Origin of the sequence: Macrococcoides bohemicum, assembly GCF_016865215.1 — a bacterium.
Classification (GTDB): domain Bacteria; phylum Bacillota; class Bacilli; order Staphylococcales; family Staphylococcaceae; genus Macrococcoides; species Macrococcoides bohemicum.
Genome location: NZ_CP054482.1, coordinates 2327621 through 2349502 on the forward strand (window position 1 = coordinate 2327621; position 21882 = coordinate 2349502).

23 protein-coding genes, 1 tRNA gene and 1 riboswitch are annotated in these 21882 nt (G+C 34.0%); of the genes, 3 read left to right on the forward strand and 21 right to left on the reverse strand.

The genetic code is table 11. The annotated features are described in order from the left end of the window. Nucleotides 1-39 precede the first annotated feature (39 nt). From treR to treP, 3 genes are all read right to left on the reverse strand, one after another. Nucleotides 40-777: a trehalose operon repressor gene (gene treR, locus HT586_RS12170; RefSeq protein WP_096077799.1), complete on the reverse strand. Its 738-nt coding sequence runs from the start codon at nt 775-777 to the stop codon at nt 40-42. 48 nt (nt 778-825) lie between these two features. Then, a complete protein-coding gene (gene treC / locus HT586_RS12175) occupies nt 826-2463 on the reverse strand; it encodes an alpha,alpha-phosphotrehalase (RefSeq protein ID WP_203545888.1) in 1638 nt (545 codons plus the stop codon). Nucleotides 2464-2559: 96 nt separating this feature from the next. Further along, nucleotides 2560-4032 carry a PTS system trehalose-specific EIIBC component gene (treP, locus tag HT586_RS12180; RefSeq protein WP_188017702.1) on the reverse strand — a complete coding sequence of 491 codons (1473 nt, stop codon included), beginning with the start codon at nt 4030-4032 and terminating at the stop codon, nt 2560-2562. Nucleotides 4033-4212: 180 nt separating this feature from the next. Between treP and HT586_RS12185 the strand changes: the two genes are divergently transcribed. Continuing rightward, the gene (locus tag HT586_RS12185; RefSeq protein WP_203545889.1) at nt 4213-4941 is read left to right on the forward strand and encodes a serine hydrolase; all 729 of its coding nucleotides are present in this window, start codon (nt 4213-4215) and stop codon (nt 4939-4941) included. On the opposite strand, the gene HT586_RS12190 is transcribed toward HT586_RS12185, so the two are convergent. The 9 genes from HT586_RS12190 to xpt form a co-directional block, all read right to left on the reverse strand. After that, nucleotides 4920-5828: a C40 family peptidase gene (locus tag HT586_RS12190; RefSeq protein WP_203545890.1), complete on the reverse strand. Its 909-nt coding sequence runs from the start codon at nt 5826-5828 to the stop codon at nt 4920-4922. The genes HT586_RS12185 and HT586_RS12190 overlap by 22 nt on opposite strands. After that, the gene (locus tag HT586_RS12195; protein ID WP_203545891.1) at nt 5812-6909 is read right to left on the reverse strand and encodes a dipeptide epimerase; all 1098 of its coding nucleotides are present in this window, start codon (nt 6907-6909) and stop codon (nt 5812-5814) included. The genes HT586_RS12190 and HT586_RS12195 overlap by 17 nt, the downstream gene beginning before the upstream one ends. Nucleotides 6910-7020: 111 nt before the next feature. Then, nucleotides 7021-7113, reverse strand: a tRNA-Ser gene (locus tag HT586_RS12200). A 73-nt stretch (nt 7114-7186) separates the two neighbouring features. Continuing rightward, the gene (locus HT586_RS12205; protein WP_203545892.1) at nt 7187-7555 is read right to left on the reverse strand and encodes a nuclear transport factor 2 family protein; all 369 of its coding nucleotides are present in this window, start codon (nt 7553-7555) and stop codon (nt 7187-7189) included. 144 nt (nt 7556-7699) lie between these two features. After that, nucleotides 7700-7849, reverse strand: coding sequence for a hypothetical protein (locus HT586_RS12210; RefSeq protein WP_203545893.1), 150 nt, complete (start codon nt 7847-7849; stop codon nt 7700-7702). A gap of 383 nt (nt 7850-8232) precedes the next feature. Then, nucleotides 8233-9774 (reverse strand): glutamine-hydrolyzing GMP synthase, encoded by a 1542-nt coding sequence (gene guaA / locus HT586_RS12215; protein ID WP_203545894.1) that lies wholly within the window; start codon nt 9772-9774, stop codon nt 8233-8235. Between the two features lie 63 nt (nt 9775-9837). After that, a complete protein-coding gene (guaB, locus tag HT586_RS12220) occupies nt 9838-11307 on the reverse strand; it encodes an IMP dehydrogenase (RefSeq protein ID WP_203545895.1) in 1470 nt (489 codons plus the stop codon). A gap of 44 nt (nt 11308-11351) precedes the next feature. After that, entirely contained in the window at nt 11352-12620 is a 1269-nt protein-coding gene (locus HT586_RS12225; protein ID WP_096077789.1) for a nucleobase:cation symporter-2 family protein, read from the reverse strand. A gap of 1 nt (nt 12621) precedes the next feature. Beyond that, nucleotides 12622-13197 carry a xanthine phosphoribosyltransferase gene (gene xpt / locus HT586_RS12230; RefSeq protein ID WP_096077788.1) on the reverse strand — a complete coding sequence of 192 codons (576 nt, stop codon included), beginning with the start codon at nt 13195-13197 and terminating at the stop codon, nt 12622-12624. A 100-nt stretch (nt 13198-13297) separates the two neighbouring features. Continuing rightward, nucleotides 13298-13399: riboswitch (purine riboswitch) on the reverse strand. Nucleotides 13400-13758: 359 nt separating this feature from the next. On the opposite strand from xpt, the gene HT586_RS12235 reads away from it, so the two are divergent. Continuing rightward, nucleotides 13759-14811 carry a YsnF/AvaK domain-containing protein gene (locus HT586_RS12235; RefSeq protein WP_238999250.1) on the forward strand — a complete coding sequence of 351 codons (1053 nt, stop codon included), beginning with the start codon at nt 13759-13761 and terminating at the stop codon, nt 14809-14811. Nucleotides 14812-14933: 122 nt separating this feature from the next. Continuing rightward, nucleotides 14934-15542, forward strand: a complete 609-nt coding sequence (locus HT586_RS12240) for a GNAT family N-acetyltransferase (protein ID WP_203545896.1) — start codon at nt 14934-14936, stop codon at nt 15540-15542. 275 nt (nt 15543-15817) lie between these two features. Here HT586_RS12240 and HT586_RS12245 read toward each other — a convergent pair whose 3' ends face one another. From HT586_RS12245 to HT586_RS12285, 9 genes are all read right to left on the reverse strand, one after another. Beyond that, nucleotides 15818-17026, reverse strand: a complete 1209-nt coding sequence (locus HT586_RS12245; protein WP_238999205.1) for an IS110 family RNA-guided transposase — start codon at nt 17024-17026, stop codon at nt 15818-15820. A 307-nt stretch (nt 17027-17333) separates the two neighbouring features. Next, nucleotides 17334-17882, reverse strand: a complete 549-nt coding sequence (locus tag HT586_RS12250) for a YfbU family protein (RefSeq protein ID WP_203545897.1) — start codon at nt 17880-17882, stop codon at nt 17334-17336. Between the two features lie 228 nt (nt 17883-18110). Beyond that, complete coding sequence (gene rpsR, locus HT586_RS12255) at nt 18111-18353, reverse strand: 30S ribosomal protein S18 (protein ID WP_096077771.1); 243 nt, start codon at nt 18351-18353, stop codon at nt 18111-18113. A 33-nt stretch (nt 18354-18386) separates the two neighbouring features. Beyond that, nucleotides 18387-18917 (reverse strand): single-stranded DNA-binding protein, encoded by a 531-nt coding sequence (ssb, locus tag HT586_RS12260; RefSeq protein ID WP_111746572.1) that lies wholly within the window; start codon nt 18915-18917, stop codon nt 18387-18389. A 24-nt stretch (nt 18918-18941) separates the two neighbouring features. Next, complete coding sequence (rpsF, locus tag HT586_RS12265) at nt 18942-19232, reverse strand: 30S ribosomal protein S6 (RefSeq protein WP_096077769.1); 291 nt, start codon at nt 19230-19232, stop codon at nt 18942-18944. Nucleotides 19233-19355: 123 nt separating this feature from the next. Beyond that, nucleotides 19356-19679 carry a hypothetical protein gene (locus HT586_RS12270; RefSeq protein ID WP_096077768.1) on the reverse strand — a complete coding sequence of 108 codons (324 nt, stop codon included), beginning with the start codon at nt 19677-19679 and terminating at the stop codon, nt 19356-19358. A gap of 21 nt (nt 19680-19700) precedes the next feature. Then, a complete protein-coding gene (gene ychF / locus HT586_RS12275) occupies nt 19701-20801 on the reverse strand; it encodes a redox-regulated ATPase YchF (protein ID WP_096077767.1) in 1101 nt (366 codons plus the stop codon). 12 nt (nt 20802-20813) lie between these two features. Further along, nucleotides 20814-21005 carry a DUF951 domain-containing protein gene (locus tag HT586_RS12280; protein ID WP_096077766.1) on the reverse strand — a complete coding sequence of 64 codons (192 nt, stop codon included), beginning with the start codon at nt 21003-21005 and terminating at the stop codon, nt 20814-20816. Continuing rightward, on the reverse strand, nt 20995-21882 hold the full coding sequence (locus HT586_RS12285) for a mechanosensitive ion channel family protein (RefSeq protein ID WP_379875277.1): 888 nt from the start codon (nt 21880-21882) through the stop codon (nt 20995-20997). The genes HT586_RS12280 and HT586_RS12285 overlap by 11 nt, the downstream gene beginning before the upstream one ends.

The following is a 21882-nucleotide window of genomic DNA, read 5'->3' on the forward strand; positions in this document are numbered from 1 at the left end:
ATAATACTAAATCCAACTATATATTGCAACAATAAACTTCTACTTCTCTTTCTCAATCGTTCTTCTTGAGAAATCTACAAACTTAAATTCACTTGCTCTATGTTTAGACACGTTGTATTGAAATGGTATCGCATCAGCAAGATGTACAATTGAGCGCACGACTGCTGCATACGGTGGTGTTGCTTCAACAAATAAATCTATTTCATATTCAGACATCGGTTCGAATGTAATCACTTTATTAGAATATGCAATCTTTAATCCTAAACGTCGTTCGATATAATCATAAATTGATTGTTCAGCAATTTCTTTAGAAAGTGCCGGCATCATTTCCTGAATGAAATAATCTGTGTCCACAATGTTAACAAGATCATTCTTTCTTCTTGAACGAACGACTCTAAATAACTTTGTATCTTCACTAATATTTAACGCTTCCTGTACTTTTGGATGGTCCTTCGCCACAACTGTTTCAAAACTTTCCACTACAGTATGATAGTCCATATTAAGTGATTGTTTTATCTCTTCGAAACTAATCAATTGTGACACCGGAAAGTTCAAAGATTGATCATAAATAACAACCGATCCTTTGCCTTTGAGCTTTTGGATAAATCCATTCGTTTGTAATAAACTTAAAGCTTTTCTTACTGTTTCACGTGATACGCCATACTTTTTTACAAGTAAGTTCTCAGATGGTAACTGTTCACCATGCTTGTACTCATCATTAATAATCTTTCCACTTAACTCCTGATAAATCTTTCGATACTTATTACTGTTCACCATGCCACCCCTATACTTTATGAATCAATTAGCATCAAAAACTCGGAAAGTTTATCGAAGAATGGCGATTGCTTGATAAGGTTCCAGTACATTTGAATGATATGTTCCATTGTTGATTAAGATGCTACCTTCAATATCTATTGAAGATGGCACATCAACCGGTTCATCTGTAAAGTTCGCTAATACAAGTATAGACTTATCATCAAGCTTTCTTTCATACGCAAAAATTTGCGGATGCTCTTCTAATAAAGGTTTCACCTCTCCGTATGTGATAATATCTAAGTTATGTCTTAATTCAATTAACTTTTGATACGTATAAAATACAGAGTTTTTATCTGCTAGTGCTTGTTTCACATTGATTTGTTTATAATTTTTAGCCACATCAATCCAAGGCGTGCCAGTTGTGAATCCTGCATTTTCACTATCATCCCATTGTACCGGACTTCTTGAATTATCTCGTGATTTATCTTGTAATATATCTAATATTGCATCATTTGTAAACCCATTATTTGACATGATTTGATAGGCATTTGTAGACTCAATATCGCGATATTGGCTGATGTCATCTAAATACAGGTTGGTCATACCTATTTCTTCGCCTTGATAAATATAAGGTGTGCCTTGTAAGAAATGTAACGTTATCGCTAACATCTTCGCACTTTTCACTCGACGCTCTTCAGTAGAATCATCACCGAAACGACTCACAACACGGGGTTGGTCATGATTACACCAGAAGATTGCGTTCCACCCGCCACCTTTAGAAATACCAACTTGCCATTCGAATAAAATACGTTTCAATTCAATAAAATCAAACGGCATTTTAGTCCATTTTTCACCATCTTTATAATCTACTTTAAGATGATGGAAATTAAATACACTGCTTAATTCATGACGTTCTTCACGCGTGTAGTTAATACAATGCTCTAAAGTCGTTGAACTCATTTCACCAACGGTCATAAACCCTTCTTTGTTACCAAATGTATTGCGATTCATTTCATTTAAGAATTCGTGAACACGCGGACCATCTGTATAAAACTCTTTACCAATCTTATCAGAATCTTTATATTCCGCTTTAGAAATTAAATTAATTACATCAAAACGGAAACCATCCATACCAAAGTCAATCCAATAATTAATCATATCGTAAATTTCATTACGCAACTTTTCATTTTCCCAGTTTAAATCAGCCTGAGTAACATCAAATAAGCGTAAATAATATTGATTCGTCACAGGATCTAACTGCCATGCATTACCACCAAACTTTGATTCCCAGTTTGTCGGAGGCTGTCCATCTTTCCCGTCTTTCCAAATATAATAATCGCGATATGGATTATCTTTAGACTTTCTACTCTCAACAAACCAATTATGTTCAGTACTCGTGTGATTGATAACAATATCAGACATAATCTTAATACCACGTGCATGCGCTTCATCTAACAAACGCTTGAAGTCTTCTTTCGTACCGAAATCTGGATTAATCTCATAGTAGTCACTAATATCGTAACCATTATCATTCATTGGAGAACGATACACCGGTGTTAACCATAAATAATCTACACCAAGCGTCTTTAAATAATCTAACTTTTCAATAATACCGTTAATATCTCCCTGACCATTGCCTGTTGTATCCTTAAATGACTTTGGATATATTTGATATACAACTGACTTTCTCCAATCAGTAACTGCCATTATTAAAACTCCTAACGTTTTTTTGATAATATAAGTTTACAACGAACAACCTGTAAGTACAAGTTGCTCGTTGATTTATTAATTAACTATGAAATTTTATATAGTTTTGTCTGATACGATAGGCTCAGCTACATCTTCACCCATTTTTTTCTTAGCGAAGTTTGAGAAGATTAATGTTAATACGATAGGTAAGACAATTGCAATAATCATACCGATTAAGAATGTCATTTGGAATTGAGATTGGATACTCATGATACCAGGCAATCCACCTACTCCAACTTTACCTAATACTTGTTGAGAACCGAAGATAGCTCCCACTAAACCAGTCGTTAGTACAGCTGCGATAAATGGGTATTTTAATGGAATATTAACCCCGAACATCGCAGGTTCTGTAACCCCTAACCAACCTGAGATACCAGAAGTTAATGCTAAACCTTCTTCTTTAACCATTTTTTTGCGTTTATATAAGAACCAAGCTGCAAATGCTGCTGAACCTTGAGAAATATTAGAGATTGCAAGGATTGGCCATAAGTAAGTTCCTCCTAACGGAGAACTCATTAATTGGAAATCTACAGCTAAGAACATATGGTGTAAACCTGTAATTACAAGCGGTGCGTATACTAATCCGTAAATTAATCCACCTAACCATCCAGCATTTTCAAAGATCATTTGAACAAAACCAGTGATTTGATTACCTAACCAGAAAGCAACTGGCCCAATGATAATGAATGATAAGAAACCTACTAATAATAATGCAACTGGTCCTACAACTAACATCTTAATAGAATCATGAACACGTTTATTCAAGAATCGTTCAACCTGAGCTAAACACCAAGTTGCAATTAAGATTGGCAATACCTGTGCTGCGTAGTTTAGTTGTTGAACTTTTAATCCAAATACGTCCCAAGTTGGGATTTCATTTAATTTACCAGTTTCAGCATCAGCTAAACCGTATTGTGAAGCTAGAGCTGGGTTAACCAATACTAAACCTAATACTAAACCTAAAATTGGACTACCCCCAAACACACGCATCGCGCTCCAACCAATTAATGCAGGTAAGAAGTGGAATGGTGTTACAGCAATTAATTTAATAATTTCTGCTATACCTTTAAATTGTGGAAATACATCTACTACAGATTTTTTATCGTAAAACACGCCCGGATCAAGTAATAAGTTAGAAAGACCTAATAATAAACCGGCTGTTACGATTGCAGGTAATAATGGAATAAATACGTCACCTAATGTTTTAATTGCGCGTTGTAACGGATTCATCTTTTCTGCTGCTGCTGCTTTTACATCGTCTTTTGAACTTTCACCAACACCTGTTTCATCAACGAATACTTTGTAAGCTTCATCAACTGTACCAGGTCCAATAACGATTTGGAACTGGTTATTCGCCGCAAAAGATCCTTTCACTAAATTGATTTTATCTAATGCTGCCTTATCTACTTTCGAATCATCTTTTAATGCTAAACGTAATCTTGTAACACAGTGCGTTGCTGCTGATACGTTGTCCTTACCACCAATTGCACTAATAATGTCTTTTACTTCTTGTCTGTTGACTGCCATTCTGGTCAACTCCTTTATTTTAATATGCATTCATTGTATACTGTCTATACAAGTATGTAAAGGTTTTCTGAAAAGGTTTTCAACATTAAAATTTTTATTTAAATATTATTTTTTTACACATTTTATCTTTATAAAGTTGTATTATATTGATATACAAGCAACGAAGGGGATGTGAACTATATGGAAAATAATCCAGTATTATTGCAGCATAACAATTTCAGTAGCACTTTAATGTCATTAAACGGTGAGACACTTTACCAATTCAATGAGAAGCAGGTTTATCCATCTGCGAGTTTAATTAAATTACCGATAATGTTATATATCTTCGATCAGCGTTTACATGATTTAGATACAATCATTTCAATCGATGAAAAAGTTGAGGGTGCTGGTGTATCTCCTTATTTATCACAAACTGAATATACTGTTCACGATTTAGTTACGTTAATGATTATTGTGAGTGATAATCGTGCAACAAATACATTGATTGAATGGATTGGCATGGATACTTTAAATGCATATTTCCTGCGCAATAATCTTAGTGATACAAAACTGCAAAGAAAGATGATGGATACGGAACGTCGCACCCTTGGATATGATAACTTTACATCTGCACAAGATATATTTCATACGCTGTCACTCATAAAATCCCATGAGCAATTTAAAGCGATGTTTCAAATTATGAAACAGCAACTTTTAAAAGATAAGACTTTGATGTATTTAACAGATGAGACAATAGAATTTGGAACAAAAACAGGTGACTTTGATAATGTGCATCACGATGCAGGGATTGTTAGATTTAAAGACAACGAAATTATCTTCGTTGTCTTAACAGATCATGATGATGCACAATTCATTCATCAGGCATTCCATGACCTAGGTTTATACTTTCAATCATTAATAAAGTCATAGACACGGCTTGCACCGACATAGATATCTGAGTATAATCCAGATTCAATTGTTCTTTCTTCAATTGCGTTCGGTGTATTCGGTGAATGAATCATAAACCCGCTGCCGATATAAATACCGATATGCGATATTTTATCGATATCTTTAGCATTAGAGAAATATACTAAGTCTCCTGGTATTAAATCTTGTTTATTGATTGCTTTCGTTGCTAAATATTGTTCATGTGCATCTCGTGGTAAGGTAAAACCAACATGACGATACATATGATAAACAAAGCCTGAACAATCATAACCGTAACTAGACATGCCACCCCACAGGTAACCTAGATCAATATACATTGAAGCTGCTCGATACAGTTCACGAAAACTTGGGTTCTGCTCAGGAATGCTATGTTGCTGTATTGCGACGGCTTCTTTTTTTAGTTTTAATTGACCATCAGGACTATTAACATATACATATTCATCTTCTATGTGGTTAATAGGTAATGTTGTGTTGAATGATAGCACATAGAAAGGCATATCTTCTTTATAACTTAATGTCTTCGGCACAATAACTCGTGCATATTGAATATTATCTGTTACTTCTATTTCACCGATATGAGATTTCGGAATAAATCCAGGATAACCGCGACTATCGCTTTCTGATGCTTGTTCTACACACACAACTTTACACCATTCATCAATCTCTTCAATCACTTCAAGTGGTTCTCCGTACAAAAGTTGTGTATCAATTCTAGAATCATCACAAAACGATAATTTCTGTTCTAAATTTAATTTGAGTAACCACTTTTGAATGTTTGCTGGATAATCCGTTGCATCAGAATCGATATCTCGAGCTTTATCTATACTACGCCATACTGTACTTACCGGTACTTTACAAACTTTCTGCATCTGCTAACGCCTCCAATAGTTTTTCATTATCGATACCTAAACCGTTCCCTTCACTTAAACTTACTTTTGGTCCATCATATGTGATACCGCCTAAAATTGTTTTTCCTTTCAACATAAAAGGTGCATCAAAATCTACCTTTTCTATATTAAGCGCAAGCGCTAAGTGCATTGCTGCTGTAAGTGCTATGTGTGACTCCATCATCGATCCAAGCATACACTGAATCCCTTTAGCTTGTGCTACTTGATGAATCTGAAGTGCACCGTATATACCTCCTGATTTCATGAGCTTAATATTAAACCACGATACACCACCAAGCTTTGCGATTAACGCTGCATCATAGACATCAAACAAACTTTCATCTGTCATAATCGGTATTCCACTCGATTGCGCTATATTAGACATCCCTAAATAATCTTTTCTATATATTGGCTGCTCAATGCAATCTACTTCAATATGTTCATGCTTTAAATAATCAATGAAACGAAAAGTATCCTCTTTACTCCATCCTTGATTTGCATCAATTGATAACTTTAAATCTGGTACAACATCACGAATAGCAAGTATTCTAGCCATATCAAGATCAACATCATTCCCAAGTTTCACTTTTAAAGCTTCGAATTTTTCTTCAGCGTACATAACCGCATCATGCGTCATTTCTCCTATACCATTCAAACTCACAGTATGACTTGTAGTTAACATATGTGCACTAGCACCTTTGTTTAAATACTGATAGAGCGGTAAATCCGCTTCCTTTGCCAGCAAATCATAGATTGCCATGTCCAGTGCTGCTTTAGCACTAGTGTTATTTACAATACCTGTCTGGATGATCAGCAATAAATCTGTCGATACTTTTTGTCCCACTAGTTTTGGTCTTAAATGCTGTATCGCTGCCACAATACTTTGAACCGTATCTCCTGTAATGACAGGAGTAGGTACCGCTTCTCCTACTCCTATCCATTCATTATCAGTTTTAATAAACACAATAATACTTTCAATCACATCTGTTTCACGAAGTGCAGTTTTGAACGGCTTTTTGAGCTTTGAAATTTGTCTCTTTATAACAATATCTTCAATAATCATCCCATCACCCCACAAATTTACTGAATATTCTATAATTATATCAGAAAACAAAAAAAATGACTCAAAATTAATTGAGTCATCAATATATTAAAATATTATTAGTCTAAATAATGGCGGAGGAAGAGGGATTCGAACCCCCGCGAGCCGTTAAGCCCCTGTCGGTTTTCAAGACCGATCCCTTCAGCCGGACTTGGGTATTCCTCCAAATAAGACAATATCAATCTTATAATAAACACATAATACTGTCAATAATATTTACTAAGAAATATTAAAAAAATTAATATGTAGAAGCTTCAATGTGTGAAATCTTCCAATCTTCTTCAAATTTCACCATACTCATCGTTAATTCAAGCGGCCACGTATTTCTTGAGCCATAGATTCTTGCATCCACATTATTTTGCGCTACCAATTTCGCTTTTTTCTCTTTTAATATAATTTCGATATTTTCTTCTTTTGTAGAATAATATTTCATCGACTCATCTTCTATCGCTCGCAACCATTCTCTTTTCGGCTGCCTGACACCTGTCGCATGCACTAATACACTACCATCCATCATTAAATTATCAATTGTATCAGTGTCTCTTTCAATCATTGCTTCATACAACTTTTTATATACTGTGTAAACATCTTGTTCAGGAGTATCCATAACATCGCTCCAATCATTTCTTTTATAATTCTTTTACCCGGAACAAATACACGTTACTCTATATATTTTTTTCCATTTAAAATTTTATAATTTTTAATTATTCTTAAGATGAGCTTCCGCTATATACATAAAAGAAGATGAGATTTAGAATTTCATCTTCCACTCAATTATATTAAGTTGTAAATAACTATTCTTCTGTTTGAATGTCTGTGGCAATTTCATTAATCGCTTCAGCACATAACACTGTACCATAAGCAATTGCAGATACCCAAGTACTTTAAAGATACTGTTCATTTCAATCACTCCTCTAATAAATATAACGATTGGCTGAAATTACTTTAGCTCACACAGTCAATATCGACTGTATTTTTTCTTTATCCCTCTTCTATTATTGAAACAAATTACTTAACTAACTCTTAAAAATTCTTAAAAGCCGTTCATAATCCGCTTTTAAAAAATAAATCGTGCTAACATATCAGCATCAACTACAAAGGAGTATTTTATATGAAATTTAAACATATTGTAATTTCACCAGTTGCAACGAGTGCATTATTTACTGGCGGTGTTACTGTACATCAAGCTGACGCTAGTTTCATTCAACAAAACGGTATTATATTGCATTAATGACAAAAGACCTTACAACTGTTTTGGCTGTAAGGTCTTTTGTATTTATTATATTATTCCCACTCAATTGTACTTGGGGGCTTAGATGTAATATCATAAACAACACGGTTAACGTGTGCTACTTCGTTTACGATACGACTAGATACTTTTTGAAGTACTTCCCAATCGATTCTAGCAAAGTCACTTGTCATACCATCGATACTTGTTACAGCACGTACACCTACTGTGTAATCATATGTTCTGTAATCTCCCATAACACCAACTGAACGGATGTCAGGTAATACAGTGAAGTATTGCCAAATATCTCTTTCAAGACCTTCCTGAGCAATGACTTCTCTTAAAATCGCATCTGATTCACGTACGATTTCTAATTTCTCTTCAGTGATTTCACCTAATACACGGATACCAAGTCCAGGACCCGGGAATGGTTGACGCCATACTAAGTGTTCAGGAATGCCTAATTCAATTCCTAACGCACGTACTTCGTCTTTAAATAGTGTATTCACAGGTTCAATTAATTCAAACTGCATATCTTCTGGTAATCCACCAACGTTATGGTGTGATTTAATCGTTTGTGCAGTCTTTGTACCTGATTCAATGATATCAGTGTAAAGCGTTCCTTGTGCTAAGAAATCAGCATCTTTTAGTTTCGTTGCTTCTTCATCGAATAAGTATACGAACTCATTACCGATAATCTTACGTTTTTTCTCAGGGTCAGATACACCTGCTAATTTGCTCATGAAACGTTCTTTCGCATCAACGCGAATGATATTCATATTGAATCCTTCACCAAACTGCTTCATTACCATATCGCCTTCGCCTTTACGAAGTAAACCATGATCAACGAAGATACATGTTAACTGATCGCCGATTGCTTTATGAATTAATACTGCAACTACTGATGAATCTACACCACCACTCATTGCACAAATTACTTTTCTATCTCCAACTTTTTCACGAATCTTCTCTACTTCGATGTCGATGAAGTTTTCCATCGTCCATTCGCCTGTACACTTACAGATTTCACGGATGAAGTTACGTAATAAGTCATTACCGTATTCTGAATGACGTACTTCCGGATGGAACTGAACACCATATAAATTACGTTCAGCATTCTCAATCGCTGCGTATTTACAACTTGGAGAGTTTGCGATCATTTTGAATCCTTGAGGAATATTAATTACTTTATCACTATGGCTCATCCACACAGTTTGTTCTGCTGGTAATTTTGTAAAGAGTGAATGTGTTTCTGCAGTGATGATTGCTTTACCGTATTCACGTTCATTGGCACGTTCTACAGTTCCGCCTAATAATTTTGTCATTAACTGCATACCATAGCAAATACCTAACACAGGTACACCTAAGTTAAAGATCTCAGGATCAACTGTAAAAGACCCTTCTTCATATACTGAATTCGGTCCACCAGAAAGAATAATACCTTTCGGATTCATCTTTTTTATTTCTTCGATTGAAATTTCATGATCATGAAGTTCTGAATAAACACCCATCTCACGTATACGACGTGTGATTAACTGATTATACTGACTTCCAAAATCAAGAACTAATATAAGTTCCTGTTCAAATGCCATTTCCATAGTTTGTTCTCCTTTTAGTTAAGTTAAGTTTATTATAATGTAATTTGCCGTTAGAAGGTATTCTTACATTGAATAGTTTGGAGATTCTTTCGTAATTTGAACATCATGTGGATGACTTTCGATTAATCCAGCACCTGTCATACGGATAAACATTGCTTCTTCACGTAAAGCTTCTAAATCTTTCGAACCTGTATAACCCATACCACTTCTTAAACCACCTATTAATTGGTAAACAGTATCTTGTAATGCACCTTTATATGCGATACGTCCTTCGATACCTTCCGGTACAAATTTCTTCGCATCTTTATCTTCCTGGAAGTAACGGTCTTTAGAACCTTTTTCCATCGCGCCAAGTGATCCCATACCACGATATACTTTGTATTGACGGCCTTGGAAGATTTCAGTATCTCCAGGTGATTCAGTCGTACCTGCAAGTAATGATCCTAACATAACTGCATGTCCACCGGCAGCTAACGCTTTTGCGATATCTCCAGAGAATTTAATACCGCCATCTGCAATAATTGCTTTACCATGTTTCTTCGCTTCTGTCGCTGCATCGTAAATTGCGGTAATTTGTGGTACACCAACACCTGCTACAACACGTGTTGTACAAATTGAACCTGGTCCAATACCAACTTTAACGACATCCGCACCTGCTTCGATTAAAGCACGTGTACCTTCTGCTGTAGCAACGTTACCCGCAATTAATGTTATTTCAGGGAAGTTCTTCTTAAGTTCAGTAACCATCTCTAATACACCTTTAGAATGACCATGTGCAGTATCGATAACTAACGCATCAGTTCCCGCCTCAACAAGTTTTGTAGCACGTGTAATCGTGTCTTTAGCAATTCCAACTGCTGCTGCGACTAATAAACGTCTGTGTTCATCTTTTGCAGCATTCGGGAATTCGATGACTTTCTCAATATCCTTAATTGTTATCAAGCCTTTTAAATGTCCTGTTTCATCGACAATCGGTAACTTTTCAATTTTATGTTGTTGTAACAATTTTTCAGCTTGTTCTAACGTTGTTCCTACAGGTGCAGTTACAAGATTTTCACTTGTCATAACATCTGAAATTTTAATCGAATAATCTTCAATAAAGCGTAAATCACGGTTTGTTAAAATACCTACAAGTTTCATCTCTTCTTCACTATTAACAATTGGCACACCTGAAATACGGTATTTACCCATTAAATGTTCTGCAGCGAATACTTGCTCATCTGGTGTTAAGTAGAATGGATTTGTGATAACACCATTTTCTGAACGTTTAACTTTTTGAACTTCGTCAGCTTGCTGTTCGATACTCATATTCTTATGAATAACACCAAGACCACCTTGACGTGCCATTGCAATTGCCATCTTTGCTTCTGTAACTGTATCCATTCCAGCAGATAATACCGGAATCTTTAAGTTTAAACGATCTGATAAAGAAACGCTTAAATCTACAGTGTGTGGTAATACTTCTGAGTGACCTGGCACTAATAATACATCATCAAATGTTAGACCTTCTTTTTGAAACTTGTTTTCCCACATAATTAACTTGACCTCCATATATTTTTAAAATTTTAGTAGTTCTATTATTTCACATTTTCACGTATTTGTTTATCTTTTAATCCGTTAAAAAATAAATTAAGGATAATGGCAGTAAATGTACCGATAACAATTCCATTTTGTGTCAACCATTCATACTCACTGCCAAACTTGCTGAAAGCTTCAGGTACTGTTGTTATGCCTAATCCGATCCCGACAGATACTGCAATAATCAATAGATTATCTTGTCTTGTGAAATCAATAGCACCAAGCATTTTCACACCATATGCCATGACCATACCGAACATGGCAATCATTGCACCACCTAGAACAGATGTCGGAATGATTGTCGCAATTGCACCAAGTTTCGGAATCGATCCACATAACAATAATAAACCGACCATACCATACATAACTTTATTTGATTTCACACCCGATAATGAAACGAGTCCTACGTTTTGTGAATATGCCGTATACGGAAATGCGTTGAAGATAGAACCTAAAACAATCGCAATTCCTTCTGCACGATAACCTTTAGATATATCTTTTCTATCTATTTTTGTTTTTGTTATCTCACTTAGTGCTGAATAAACACCTGTTGATTCAATTAAGCTGACGATTCCTACAATAACAAATAATAAAATTGATCCTAATTCAAATTTAAATCCTGCAAATCTAAATGGTTTCGGTAATTCGAACCAGTTCGACTCATGTACGGCATTTAAATTTACTAATCCAAAGAATGAAGCAATTACTGTACCGATGACTAAACCGAGTAATATCGCGATTGAACGAATAAATCCGGTAGATAATCTATGAATAACTAATATAATGATTAAAGTGATTAAACCTAATAAAATATTAAGCGGAGCTCCGTAGTCTTTACTACCTTGTCCACCAGCAAGGTTATTCATCGCCACCGGCATTAACGTAATACCGATAATCGTTACAACACTACCTGTTACTACTGGCGGGAATATCTTTACCAGATAGGAAAAGAATGGTGAAATAAGTACGATAATAATCCCTGAAGCAAAGAGTGATCCATAAAGGACATCTATTCCGTGTTTTGAACCTACCATAATCATTGGGGTTACGGCAGTAAAGGTACATCCAAGTACTACAGGTAAGCCAATCCCGATACCTTTATATACTTGTAGGAATGTAGCAACACCACACATAAAGATATCGACAGAAACTAAATATGCCGTTTCTTGCGCACTAAACCCTAATGCATGCCCGACTATGATTGGAACAATAATTGCTCCAGCATACATTGCGAGCAAATGCTGAATACTTAATAATAAATTTTTCATCTTATTCGCCTACCAATTTCACTTTATTATCATCTAAAGAAGCGATTCTACATAAACTTGTGACACTTAATCCTTTATCTATTAGTCTTTGGTATCCTTTTTGGAAGCTTTTTTCAACTACGATACCAACACCCGCACAACTTGCCCCTGCTTGATTTACTAAATCATATAATCCAAGTGCCGCCTCACCATTTGCTAAGAAATCATCAATGATTAATACTCGATCATTCTCATTTAAAAATTTTTTAGAAATAATAACATGATTTGTTTTATTCTTCGTATACGAATGGATATCCGTCTGATAAACTTCTTCTGTTAAAGTGCTAGGCTGTGCTTTCTTTGCAAATAAACAAGGAACATCAAAATGCAATGCTGCCATAATAGCTGGTGCAATCCCTGATGCTTCAATTGTCAGGATTTTAGTAATGTTCTCATCTTTGTACGTCTCATAGAACGTCTTGCCTATTTCATGCATTAGCTTTGCATCAATTTGATGATTCAAGAAAGAATCAACCTTCAGAATTCCTCCATCAATTACTACACCGTCTTCTTTAACTTTTTGCTGTAATAATTCCATAACGACCTCCATAAATTTGATAAAAAACTGTTAAAAGAATATAAAAAAAACTCATCTTAAATAGAATTTAAGATGAGTAATAAGTGTATTTATATGAATAAATATCACTTTTATTACTCATAGTCACATTATTTACGGTAATGTGGTAGAAACGCTAAAGCCATATCCTTTAATTTATATGAGTTATTCTTATTTATAATATTTTATAGATAATATCAAAGTTATACTTAATTAGCAATACTACTTTAAAATGACGCATTATTCAAAATAATCAGTATGCAATATATTAAATAGATTATTTTTTTAATCGCAATTTTTCTGACTCGATGACGGTAAAAGTATGATAATCTCTTATAAACTTAATATTTTTAAAATATTTTTAAAATATTTTTTTATAAAAAAATATGCTTTTCTTCCATATATATGTCACTATTAATTCTCTAAATTTAGAAAAAATTCTTTTTTATTTGTGTTTACCTTTTAAGTTCACGGGTATCTAATTAGCATAACAACAAAACAACAGTCATCAAGCAACGACAATAAAAACAATTTGGAGGTACGATGAAAATGAGAAACTTAGAAACATTTTTAAATGAAGAAAGTTTATTACGTAGAATCGACCAATTAAAAACACAAGGTATTGCAGAGCATGACTTACATGTCATTTCTAAAAACAAATTAGATGGTTCAGCTTTAGATTATACAGATGTACAATTTAAAGATGCTGAAGGTTCTTTCGGTGATAAAGTGGCAGCATTCTTCACTGGAGAAGACCCACAACATCGAGTGTTTGACAAATTAGAATTAAGTGAATCAGAGCGTGTCGAGTATGATAATGCTGTAGACAGCGGAAAAATTCTACTTTATGTAGATAATGATGCTTACGCTACTGATGAAGGTAGTACTTTAAGGGACAATGATGTTCCTGATCATATTAATGAAACTGACCATACGGGTCTTGGATACGCGGCAAGTGTGAATGTTGATACTGATGCTGATTATGCAGAGAAACACAAAAAAAATAACTTAAACAATGGAGAGGAAGTAGTAAATATGAATAACAATAACAATTACAATAACAGTGGATTAAGCTATGAGGAGTATAACAACTTATCAAGAGAAGAACGTTTAAACTATTTAGATAGCGATTTAAGAGACCGTAACGATATTTCAGATGATGAAAAAATTCAATTACATGAAGAACGTTTACGTGTAAACAAAGATGTTGTTCAATCGGGTGAAGTTACAATCGACAAAAATGTAGTATCTGAACGTCAAGAATTTGATGTACCAGTATCTCACGATGAAGTTACAATCGAACGTCGTAAAGTTAACGAAACTGTAGCTGATGGTCACTTCGATAACGATTTAGACGAAGAAACTATCCGTGTCCCATTAACTGAAGAACGCGTGTCTATCGATAAAGAAAACGTAGTATCTGAAGAATTATTAATCAAGAAAAACCGTGTAACTGACACTGAGCATGTTTCAGAAGAAGTTCGTCGTGAAGAAGTTGAAATCGACGATTCAAATGCTCACCGTCGCGATGATTTAGATAACGACTTAACTGACCGTCGCGATGATTTAGGTAACGACTTAACTGACCGTCGTTAATTACAACATAAAAAAGAAAAGTCCTTCGGGACTTTTCTTTTTTATGTTAAATTTCTAAAAGTGCTTTAAATGGGTTGAAGTGATACAATAAGGATATTAAATAATGTAAACGGAGTATTAAAATGAAATTTTTACATCTTACAGAACCCGATCATTATTTTCAGCAATGTATGGATTTATATAATGCTGAATTTGATTATGAAATTCGAGAACCTATTGAAGTATTTATACAGTCTTTTAACGTTAAAAGACAAGATGAAGAACGTTATCATTTTATCGCTGCCTATGAAGATGATATACTGTATGGTTTTATTACATTCCATTTAGAAGTGACATATCGTATAGGTTACATCGTATATCTTGTCGTTAATCCAGAAGTACGTGGGAAACAAATAGCGCGTCAACTTATGGATGAGGCTGAAGATATCATGGTGAAACTTTGTGAGAATAATGGCACCGTACTAGAACATATCATGCTTGAATGTGAAAAAGATGCCGATGGGAATAGTCCACTTGACGCATTTTACAAGAAGTTTGGCTTTACAAAAACAAATTTCAATTATCATCAACCCGGTCTACGTGAAGACGATCCTGTACCTATGAATTTGTATTTAAAAACAAGCAATAAAATAGAGGCGCGAACAGCAATCGAACATATTTATCGTGTTAAATATGTTCGATGTAATAATATTGACCTTAAAACGATCGATCAGTTATTAGCTGAAATGTAATAAGGGTGAGACATAAGTCTTAGCTCTCTTCTGTTTAACAGCTTAAACGGCGAACAGAAGTTGCCCTCTGACAAAAACCGAACAAAAACTATAAATCAAAGAACGATTTATTAGTTTTGTTCGGTTTTTGCTTGTGGCAGAACACTTCTGTCCCAGCCTTGTTTCCTACGATTTGTCAACTACTTCGTAGTAGAATATATTAAAAAAATCATCACTAAATAAGCCTTTTTATTTATTAATTTTTTTTATATGATATTATGTATTTGAATAGATTGTCAATGTGGGGACATCTGATAATCGTATTCTTTATTGTTTACTACAAGATATTGAATTGTTTTTAGCAGCTTGTTTACACAAGCAATCACCGCAGTCTTATGGCCTTTGCCATTTGGCTGCTTTCTTAATTTATAATAATAGTCTACAAGATGATTTGAGTAATGTCTTTTTCCTCTTATAATATTCATTATGACAATATAAAATAATGCTCTGGCACGTCTGTTTCCTCTCTTATTTATCTTATCTTTATATTGAGTTTTTCCAGATTGATATCTTTTAATATCAATGCCTATATAAGCATTTAGCTCTTTATGGGATGAAAAAGATCTTATATCACCCAGTTCACCAATAATTAACATAGCCGTCAAATCTCCTATACCTGGAATAGAGGTAAGTATTTTAAACTCTTCGAGTTCTTTAGAAAGCTCCATTAAGCTCTGTTTAATCTTTTCTTGTCTTTTCATAAGTAACATCAAATCATTAACTAAAGCTATTAGTTTCTCGATGTAAAATGAGTTTTCCGATAGAGCTGGATAACTTTCATTAGCGAAGGAAATAAGCATTTCGGCATATTTTTCTTTTCTTTGTAAAGAGATATTTTTATCTGTACAAGCACCGATGATATTAATAAGATCAGGTATATTTATATTTTTTACATAGCTGGGGTGAGGAAATCTTTTGACTATTTCTAAAGCAAATTTTGAATATCTACTTTTGAATAATCTCTGAATTTCAGGAAAGGACATATCAAGTATCTGTATAATTGAAATTTTTAAATAAGACTGTTGATCATTAAGTTCTTCATACCATCTGGTCAATTCTCTTACTTTTATATATATGTCCTTAGAAAGATTTTTAGAAGGTCTTTTATTAAAGTTTTTTGCCAATAAAGCAAGTTTGTGTGCATCAGATTTATCAGTTTTCCAAGTTCTAAGTGTAGTTGTTAAAAATTTAGCTTCTAAAGGATTTATCATACAGTGTGGAATATGGTTTTCTTTACAAAAACGTTGGATAACTTTAGAGTATATCCCAGTCGATTCAAAGAGAAAATAAACACCTGCATACCCTTTAATATATTCATTTAATGCATCAAAACCATCTTTATTGTGAATTAATTCAAATTCTTTCTTAAATTCATTATTACAATAATGAGCTACATAACTTTTTCCTTTCCCCACGTCAATTCCAAAATATTCGATGTTAATCACTCCTATTTGGTTAAATTAAGAAGTTTTACTTCACTAGACCTTATTTTGTTCATTTTCCTATACACGATCTCAAAGGACCCAACATACTAAAATCGAATTAATAAGGAAAGTGAAGTTCTCCAGTTTATAATACGGATTCTATGATCCTAGAGGCTGGTCGGAGTACTTCTCTCTACTACTATTTCACAATTGTTAAAATTATGCCAACGGCATGAAAACAATAAAAAAGTAGCGAAGTTTATCTACCGTCGTAGATTACTTCGCTACTAATCTTAGTATGTTTTTTATATTTTAAGATTATGTATAGCTAGTTTAATATTTTACATAGTACTTCAAATGAAAGGTACGTATTTATTTTATGGTACTCATAAACATCTAACATAAGTTGATAAGCTTTGATGCCTAACGGTTTTTTTGAAAGCGTGCTAAATAGTGATAAATCTATCTTTCCTTCGTAATGGTGCATTTCTTGAAGATAAAAGAATGCGTATAATTCATAATCCGTTTCTTCATTAAGATTAAATCCTAAGAAAGAAAAATAAGGATGATCTTTTAAAACTTCGATTTCACTTTTTGTAAGTGCTGTATATGATTTTGTCATATGCACATACATTTTAATGACTGCTTCAACAAATTCTGTTACATGAGAAGGTATTTTTTCATATTCTAAAGCCAGTTCTTCCAGCAAAATATGATTCTGAGAGTCGAGACCATCTCTCACAATCTTCTGATGTAATCTATGCATTTCAACATTAAGTGGATCGAGTTTTTCTAAGATATGATAAATTTTGTACAAAATCAATCGGTTAAATGGATTCAATTCAAAGGAATGATTCGTATCTAGCCAATTGTTCATATTGGTCAACCTCCCTCCCTAAGTTTTATGTAATTATTAAAAGATATTAATAATTACAAAATTATTATATTTACTTTTTATAACAATTTCAACACTTTAATTGTAAAATAACACTATAATTAATATTAAATTTTTATAATAAATGTGAATTAAATATAAATTTTTTGAAAATTTGATAAACAAAAAATAAGCTGCAATCCATTAGGATTGCAGCTTATGAATTATATCTTATTGTTCATCTTTAACATATGGTAATAATGCCATATGACGTGCACGTTTGATCGCTACAGTTAACATACGTTGGTATTTAGCTGAAGTACCTGTTACACGACGTGGTAAAATTTTACCGCGTTCAGAAATGAATTTTTTAAGCATTTCTACTTCTTTATAGTCGATATGTGTAATTCCGTTTGCTGTGAAATAACAAACCTTTTTACGACGACGACCGCCTCTTCTTGGTCCACCTGCCATGATTGTTGCCTCCCTTACTTACAATTTTCTTTATTAGAACGGTAAATCATCATCACTGATATCAATCGGACCAGTTGCATTTGCAAATGGATTCGTTGATGGTGCTGATGCATTAGACTGTTGTTGATTGTTGTTATTATGATTTGATTGATAATTTTGACCTTGAGATTGTTGTCCATAATCACCTTGATCATAACTTGAATAGTCTTGACTCGGGTCATTATTCGAACGATTTTGATTTGCATTCTTCGGTTCTAAGAACTGTACTGAATCACAAATTACTTCCGTTACATATACTCTACGGCCTTCTTGATTATCATAACTACGTGATTGCAATCTGCCATCTACCCCAGCTAAACTACCTTTGTTTAAGAAGTTATTCACATTTTCTGCTTGTTTACGGAAAACGACACAGTTGATAAAATCAGCTTGTCTCTCTCCTTGAGCATTTGTAAATGTGCGATTAACTGCTAATGTAAATGTAGCTACTGACACGCCTGATGGTGTGACTCTGTATTCTGGATCTTTTGTTAAACGACCTACTAATACAACTCGGTTAAGCAAATAAATCGCCCCCACATGTTAGGTTTATTTTTCTTCTTCGCGTATAACGATATGACGGATAATGTCATCGTTGATTTTTGCTAAACGATCGAATTCGTTTGTAGCAGCATCAGTTGAGTTTACTTTAACGATTTGGTAGAAACCTTCTTTAAAATCGTTGATTTCGTAAGCTAAACGACGTTTACCCCAATCCTTTGATTCGATGATTTCCGCTCCGTTAGAAGTAAGAATCTCTTCGAAACGCTCGATTAAAGCTTTCTTAGCATCTTCCTCAATGTTCGGACGTACGACATACATAATTTCGTATTTTCTCATCTTTTACACCTCCTTATGGTCTATGCGGCTTTATTATTTAATAAAGCAAGGAATAATTTTCATTACTCACAATAGAGAATTATAGCATAGTTTACTTTTTTCATCAATCATTTCTTTTATAAATTAATGATGAACTTCATTTAATTGATAAGTCACCATTTCTTTTGAATAGAATAATTTAATATCACCGGTACGATGCAAATAAACGTATTCTTCATAATCTGTGTCATCCGGATTTATTTCATCAGTTTCGATAATGTCTAAATAGCGTATCGCCGTTTTTGGAAATGAGACTTTATTGTAAATTGAATCATTTAGTTTCACTGGTTCAGATATTGCAACTGCCTGTACTAAATAATGATATGTAACATGGTATATCGGATTTACTTTGTCTTCAGACTTAATAATAACTTTGATACAGTATATGATTCGCTTTAATGGTTGCATGTTATGCTCCTGTTTGTTTGATTATACATTAAATCTAAAGTGAACAACGTCGCCATCCTGCATGATATAATCTTTTCCTTCTAAACGTACACGACCCGCCTCTTTTGCAGCAGTCATACCATTATGTTCAATTAAATCATCATAACTTACAATTTCTGCTCTGATAAATCCACGTTCAAAGTCAGTATGAATGATTCCTGCACATTGGGGTGCAGTCATACCACGTTTAAACGTCCATGCACGCACTTCTTGTACACCAGCTGTAAAGTAAGTAGCAAGACCTAATAAGTGATATGAAGCTTTGATCAATTTATCTAACCCAGATTCTTCAATACCCAGATCTGCTAAATATTCTTTTTTATCTTCTTCATCTAATGCCGCTAACTCTTCTTCAATACGTGCACTGATAACAATTACTTGTGAACCTTCATTATCAGCATATGCTTTAATTGCTTTTACATGTTCATTTTCTTCTCCTGCTACTAAATCGTCTTCAGATACATTTGCCACATATAACATTGGCTTTGCAGTTAACAAGTGCATACCTTTAACAACTTTCTCTTGTTCCGAAGAGAATTCAATACTTCTTGCAGGACGTTCATTTTCTAAAGCTTCTTTAATAATTGCTAAGATTGATTCTTCAACCATTGCATCTTTATCTTTTTGTTTTGCCATCTTCTGCACACGAGCATAGCGTTTTTCAACAGATTCTAAGTCCGCTAAGATTAACTCCATATTGATAACTTCAATATCATCTACAGGGTTTACTTTACCTGATACGTGTGTAATATTCTCGTCTTCAAATGCACGCACTACTTGACAAATTGCGTCAACGTCACGGATATGAGATAAGAATTTATTCCCTAAACCTTCACCTTTAGATGCACCTTTAACGATACCAGCGATATCAGTAAATTCAAATGCTGTTGGTACTGTCTTTTTAGGTGTAACTAATTCAGTTAATTTATCTAAACGTACGTCTGGTACTTCTACGATACCAACGTTAGGGTCAATTGTAGCAAACGGATAGTTAGCTGCAAGTGCTCCTGCCTTTGTAATTGCATTAAATAATGTTGATTTTCCTACGTTTGGTAATCCTACAATTCCTGCTGTTAAAGCCATAATTTCTTCTCCTTATTCGGCATGTGCCGTTATCTTTTTAATTTTTTTATTGAATGCTTGTCTCGGTAGCATAATACTACGACCGCAACCTTCACATTTAATACGGATATCCGCACCTAAACGAACTACTTTAAAAAGTTTCTCTCCACACGCATGTGGTTTCTTCATTTCAACAATTGTATTTAATTCATAATCATTTTGCATTGTGATCACCCTTATTTGGTTGATTGTACATAACAACACGTGGCATAGGTACGTGAATGCCATTTTGATCTAAAAACTCTTTAATATCACCACGTAATATTCTTGAAACTTTCACATGATTATTCGGTAAAGTTTCTGCCGACATTCTTATTTTTGTTTCTCCTGCACTAACCATTTCAACACCTAACATTTCAGGTGCTTTTACTAAATCAGCATATTTCTCAGGTAATGTTAATAAATAGGGCTGCAATATTGATTCTATATGCGAAATATTTTCTTCACTTGATACGGAAATATCGAATATTGCAATTGAGTTATTTACTGAGAAATTAACAATTTCATTCATTGTGCCATTAGGCAAAATCGTAAGTTCCCCTGTAAATGACTTGATACGTGTTGAGCGCAGACCGATAGATTGAACAGTGCCTTCTGCAACAGTAGTGCCTGTTGTATTTATTCTAACATAATCTCCAACATCAAATTGATTTTCAAAGATAATAAAAAAACCAGTAATAACATCTTTGACCAAAGTTTGTGCACCAAATCCAATGGCGATACCAGCAATACCAGCCCCCGCGATAATACTTTCGACTTTCACACCAAAGTTACTCAGTATTGTCGTTAAAACGATAAACCAAATTACATATGATGCAATATTTTGCAGTAGTTTGATTAACGTTGTGTCCCGTTTTGTTGATTGTGAAAAATTTGTTTTACGTCTGACTCTAAAAAATTGTTCAATGAACTTATTAACAATGCGCACAATAATGACCGCTATAATAATGAGCATAATGGACCATAAAATATCAGTAGCAATATTCAACCACATCTTTGTATCAAAAAATATGACCTTTAATTCATTAATGATATCATTCAC